This is a genomic window from Nevskia soli (assembly GCF_903970205.1).
GTDB lineage: Bacteria > Acidobacteriota > Terriglobia > Bryobacterales > Bryobacteraceae > Bog-113.
The window spans coordinates 1-5,641 of record NZ_CAJCHS010000436.1; the positions used below are offsets into that span (position 1 = coordinate 1).

Here is a 5,641-nt window from a genome sequence, read left to right on the forward strand (position 1 = left end):
GAAGTCAATCCATAGGTGTCGTTGAACTCGGTACCCAGCTGTCCGGCAAAGTAAAACCGTAGGTCTTTCCCGCTGTACCATTTAGCTAGAAAGGTAAAAAAGCGCGTAGGCAGTTGAGCTTCCCCTGTGTAGCCGTAGCGGCCGCTGGTAACATCGGCGCCGGTTGGGAACGTTGCCTTGAACGCGGTCGGCACTGCGGACGCGAGCACGGTCGCCTTGCGCTCGCCATCCACGCCGCTCACGATTAGTTCAGCCGGCGCGACGCCTGGAGATTTGTCCAGTTGCCACTGCAGCACGACGCGGCTCTGCAGTTCCGGGCGCGCCGAGTCTGCGCCCTGGCGCTCGCCGTACCCCAGTTGGCTGTCGACCACCGACGGATCGTTGCCAAACGCCGGCATCATGATCGCGAATTCCGGTCCAAGCTTCCAATTGCGTGAGCCCCCGAGCTTCTGCGACAGCCCAAACCGGAACTGCGGCAGCCGCTCATAGAGGGTTCCGAAGCCCACGCCCAATCCGGTCGTCTCCACGGAGTTTGGCAGCGTTGATGAACCGAAGGGCGTCCAATCCTGACCAAGTAAAACAAAGGCCGATGTACTATCGCTCAACTTATGGTCCAGGCGAAAGTAGCCGAGCCGGATAGAGAACGAGCTGGCCCGGATCGTTGCGATGTTGCGGTTATCCACGCGCGAAAAGTTACCCTCGAAATCGCCTTCCAGACGGCCGGTCACTAACCAGTCCGATGAAGTATCGAGTCCCTGCACTTGGAAGCCGACCCGGCTGGATCGCGTCTTCAGGTGATACTCCGGCGAATGATCCGGGCCGCTATCGCTCATCAGACCGGGCACGGGAAAATCATCTCCCCGGGGCGAATAGCTATCCGAGGTAGAAGTCGATTTAAGCATGCCGTACGGCTTGAACAGTAAGTCGCCCAGTTTGATTGATGGAATCTTACCTTCCAGAGTCGGCGCTTCTAGCGTCAACGGACGAATCGGCGCCATCGCCGGAATATAGTCGGACGCTGGCGCATCCGGCGCGGCAGTTGGCTCCGATGGAGTTTTCTGCTGCGCAGCCGCCTGGCGTATCGCGGGACTCGCCGACGCGACTAGCGTTGTCGCCCCGTCTTTCGATCCTGAGCCTGCTCCTGAGTTGGCTAGAGCGTCGTACTCCGCGTCGCTAATAATTCCTTTCTTATGTAACAAAGCGATTAACGCCGGCCTTTGTTCGGGCGCATTCGCTGAGTTCCCCAGCGATTCCGCTTCCGCGTCCGTGATAACACCCTTCGAAACGAGAATACGTAGCAGCGGATCTTGAGTCTGCTCGGCTGCCGATAGATTCCATCCCGCAAACCAGGCGCAGACAACGAAACCAATAGTCACAGCACGGCTTACAACCATAGACACTCCTTGTAGCTTTCAAAAAAAGAGAATTAGAGATTCCGACGCGGCGGTTGTTCTTGAGCATCGTAAACAAACTTTGGAGTGCATGCAAGCGGAAAACGACGGTTGCCGATCTGTGGATCGGAATTTCTTTGTTAGCGGCTACAGTGGAACTCTGCTGTAACACGACTGACATAAATGACCGGAGACTGTTCTTCAAGCACCCTATGCCGCACCTGGGCTCGCGCAAAACACCAATTACGTTTTGTGCGTTTCAGATTCTCCCATCCAATAACAGAGAAGCGGGGCTGGAATCCGCATGATCTTTGTAGCCGGTTTCTCCTTTGACGCAAGCGGACCGAAATCGTCGAGCGCCTTCGTCACTACGTAACCCCGGTCGACTCTTTTGTTCTCGCAAAGTTCAAACAGGCCCTTGAGCTCCCGCGCGCCTGCATGTACCGTTCGGTATTTCACCTCAAACGGTATCAGCAGGTCCCCAAGTTCCGCCACAAGGTCCACCTCGTGATCGCGTTTCCCTCGCCAGTACGTGAATTTCACTTGCCTCGCGTAGTATCGGGCGAATAGATGCTTGAAGACGGCGGTTTCCGTCGCGACTCCGAGTGCAACCGGATCCTCCATGACAGTCTTTCCTTTGAGCAATACCGCCGGCGAAATCGCGGCGTCTGCCAGGTAAATCTTATACCGGCCTCGCAGAACCTCCTTGCCATACCCAAAGGGTTGCAGCCGATAGATAAGATGGGTGGCCTCCAGCAGTTCAATGAAATGCTGTGCGGTCGGCCGTTTCACCTCGAGATTACTGCACAGCGCCGGCATGTCCAACAGGCCGCCGTCGTGCATGCATAAGTAGAGGAAGGTCTGTTCCAGGTCCAGAATGCGGCGCACTCCGAACAAAGCCGTCATATCTCTCTTGAGAACCTTGTCGATAATATCTTCCCGTAGCAATCGCTGCGCCTGAGTTATGCTCTCTACCTGCGCTGTTTGCGGGAAGCCCCCACGTACGATGTACTCGTGAAAATGCCCCACATAAGGCTTGGCACTCTCCTGAATACCCATCAACTGCCCGTGCGAGTAGCTAAACAGTTCCGTCAAGCTGTTCACCTGCGGCAGCGTGGGCAGCTGCAGTTTCTTGATCTGCAGGTATTCGTAAAAGGACAGCGTGGTTAGGCGAATTGCGTGCCACCGTCCGACTCCAGACTCCTGCTCGGCCTCAAGCAACGGCATGGCCGATCCAGTGAAAATGATACGGCGGTTGCGCACGAAGTCGACTTGATGTTTCACCCATGTACCCCAATCGCGGATAAACTGGGCTTCGTCAAGGAACAAATATTCGGGTCCCGCGGCCCGCGGTTCTCGCTCACGCCAGCATTCGATCACCGCATCGATCCCGGAGAGCTTGAACAGAGGATGGTCGAAAGTGGCGTACAGGATGTTGGCTGCCGGCACTCCCGACGCAAGCAGTTCGGCGATGGACTGCAACAGCAAAGTCGTTTTCCCGATCTGGCGAGCGCCGGAAAGAAGCACGGCGCGCGGCGCAGGAGGAGCAACCATCCACTTTTGTAGCTCTTGAAAAGCGGCCCGGCGCCAGTGCGGCAAGTCCGTAACCGCCTCCCCGCGCCACCACGGGTTGAACTGGCCGAGAACCGCTGCCAACTCATCGTGCGAGATCTTCACCTCAGCAATATATCACAAAAATCAACCCACAATACAAATATACTTTAACTAAGAATCAAGAATAGTTAGAAATCTCGCTTTTGAAGTCACTTCCAGCCGGTTTTCACGGACGCGCGTCTTCGAATGGAGTCCCAGCGGCTCGGGCTTCGGATCGCCACCGGACCAACCGCCGCCGAATCACGCCACGGAGTTTAATCTCGCCTTCATCCCAAACGGCTTAACCCCAATTTCCGCCCGAATTCCCCCTCAAGCGCCTCACCCGCCCGTTACCATAAACACGACGCCTCGCGCGACAGCTCTCCTGCCAATCGCAGGCCGCGGCGCCACGGCAACGTGAAATTAAATGGAACGAACCTGGGGAGTTATTGAAAACAAGCCACTTAGCAAAAAATAACGAACCCGGGGAACCCAGTTTCGAACCTGGGAAGCCAATTTCGATCCCGCCAAAGGCCCCAAACCAACCCGCCAAACCTGAGAATCGACCGATTGCATCCCACCTCCCGTTAACATAGAATTCAATTACCCCCGCAATATAAGGAGAACTTCAAGCCATGTTCCGCTTAGATTCCGATCGCAGCGTCGAGTTCTGTGACGGCCTGCGTCGGCGCGATTTTCTCCACGCCGGCGCGCTCTCGTTCCTCGGTCTCGGCCTCGGCGACATGCTCAGCCTCAAGGCCGCGGGCGTCACCGATCCCGCCAAAGCCGACCGAAACTGCATCATGCTCTTCCTGGTCGGCGGCCCTTCCCAACTGGACACCTGGGACATGAAACCCAACGCGCCCTCCGAGGTTCGCGGCCCCTATTCGCCCATCAAGACCAATGTCCCCGGGATCGAGATCTCCGAAAATTTCCCGCGCATGGCCAAACACGCGGATAAGTTCTCCCTCATCCGCAGCTGTTATCATTCAGCCGCCGCCGTCCACGACACCGGACATCAGATGATGCAGACCGGCCGCTTATTTCAGGGCGGCATCGAGTACCCGCACATCGGATGCGTACTCTCCAAGCTCAAAGGTCCCAAGGGCGACGTTCCGGCTCACGTCCTTCTTCCGCGGCCTATCGGCAATACCGGCGGTAACATGCCCCACGGCCAGACCGCCGGATTCCTCGGCAAGACCTTCGATCCTTTCGTCCTCAACGCCGACCCGTCCGACCCCAACTTCAAGGTTCCCGACTTACTGCCGCCCGATTACCTCGAACCTTTCCGTGTCGATCGCCGTAAGAACTGGCGCGAGATGATCGATGCCAGCGTGAGTAAGTTCGAGACTTCGCAGGACGCCCGGCTGCTCGATTCGACGTTCCACTCGGCTTACACCCTGATGAGTTCCACCAAGGCGCGTGCCGCTTTCGAACTCAATCAGGAGCCGGAGAGTGTTCGCCAGAAATATGGATACAACCGCTTCGGCCAGAGTTGCCTGCTTGCGCGCCGCATGATCGAAGCCGGCGTCCGCTTCGTCACCGTCAATATGTTCGAAACCGTTTTCGATGAGATCACGTGGGACATTCACGGTTCGAAGCCGTTCAGCCCGATTAGTTGTTACCGTGACTTAGTCGGACCGATGTTCGATATGGCCTACAGTTCCTTGCTTGAGGACCTCTCGCAGCGCGGTCTGTTGGACGACACGATGGTCGTCTCGCTCGGCGAGTTCGGTCGCACGCCCAAGATCAATCCCGCGGGCGGGCGCGATCACTGGCCGCAATGCTGGACGATAACAATGGCCGGAGGCGGCGTCAAAGGCGGACAGGTCATCGGGGCGTCCGACGATATCGCCGCCGCTCCTAAAGATCGCCCGGTATCTCCGGGCGAAGTCGCCGCGACCATCTATCACAGCCTCGGCATCCCGCTCGAGCTCGAGCTCCCCGGCGCGCAAGGCCGTCCGATCCCGCTCGTCGAACGCGGCATCCAGCCGGTTCACGAGTTATTCACCTAGAGAATAGGATGCGAAAACTACTCCTGAGTCTCGTCCTCGTATTTCCCGCCGCGGCAAGCACGCTGAGTATCCTGCCGCCCAGCGCGACACTGCGCGGTCCCGAAGCCCGTCACCAGTTCCTGGCCGAAGCTACCGTCGGAACACATAAAGAAGACTGGACAAAGAAAGCGCACTGGACCTCATCAAATCCCGCCATCGCGACGGTCGATGAAGAAGGCGTAGTGACTCCGATCAAGGACGGCGACGCGATCATTACGGCGGCCTCCGGCGACGGCAAAGCCACTGCTCAGATTCACGTTAAAGATGTGGATGCCCCGTTCACCTGGGATTTCAAGAACGATGTTCTCCCGGTAATGACTAAGGTCGGATGCAATCAGGGCGCGTGTCACGGTGCGCTCGCCGGCAAGAACGGCTTCAAACTAACTCTTCGCGGCTACGATCCGGACGCCGATTACGATACCCTCACCCGCCAGTCCTTAGGCCGCCGCGTCAATCTTTCCGAGCCTTCGCACAGCCTGATTCTGCTCAAGCCGACCATGGCCATCGCTCACGGTGGCGGGCAGCGCTTCAAGCCCGATTCGCTCGAATACAAAGTGATCAGCCAGTGGATCGCACAGGGCGCGCCTCGCTCTCCGGAGAACG

4 protein-coding genes are annotated in these 5,641 nt (G+C 57.6%); 2 read left to right on the plus strand and 2 right to left on the minus strand.

What is annotated here, in order from left to right; genetic code table 11:
• A partial coding sequence (locus tag H1Y01_RS18650) for a hypothetical protein (RefSeq protein ID WP_180542244.1) occupies window positions 1-1,394 on the minus strand: 1,394 nt, incomplete at its 3' end.
• Between the two features lie 240 nt (window positions 1,395-1,634).
• Window positions 1,635-3,068 (minus strand): ATP-binding protein, encoded by a 1,434-nt coding sequence (locus tag H1Y01_RS18655; RefSeq protein ID WP_180542246.1) that lies wholly within the window; start codon window positions 3,066-3,068, stop codon window positions 1,635-1,637.
• Window positions 3,069-3,619: 551 nt separating this feature from the next.
• On the opposite strand from H1Y01_RS18655, the gene H1Y01_RS18660 reads away from it, so the two are divergent.
• Together H1Y01_RS18660 and H1Y01_RS18665 are read left to right on the plus strand one after the other, a co-directional pair.
• Window positions 3,620-4,999: a DUF1501 domain-containing protein gene (locus H1Y01_RS18660; RefSeq protein ID WP_180542247.1), complete on the plus strand. Its 1,380-nt coding sequence runs from the start codon at window positions 3,620-3,622 to the stop codon at window positions 4,997-4,999.
• An 8-nt stretch (window positions 5,000-5,007) separates the two neighbouring features.
• Window positions 5,008-5,641: Ig-like domain-containing protein (locus H1Y01_RS18665; protein WP_180542250.1), on the plus strand; the 634-nt coding region annotated here is incomplete at its 3' end.

What these genes read in the sequence shown, in the direction of transcription:
- H1Y01_RS18660 (WP_180542247.1), top strand. Translation starts at nt 3,620, where the DNA reads ATGTTCCGCTTAGATTCCGATCGCAGCGTCGAGTTCTGTGACGGCCTG.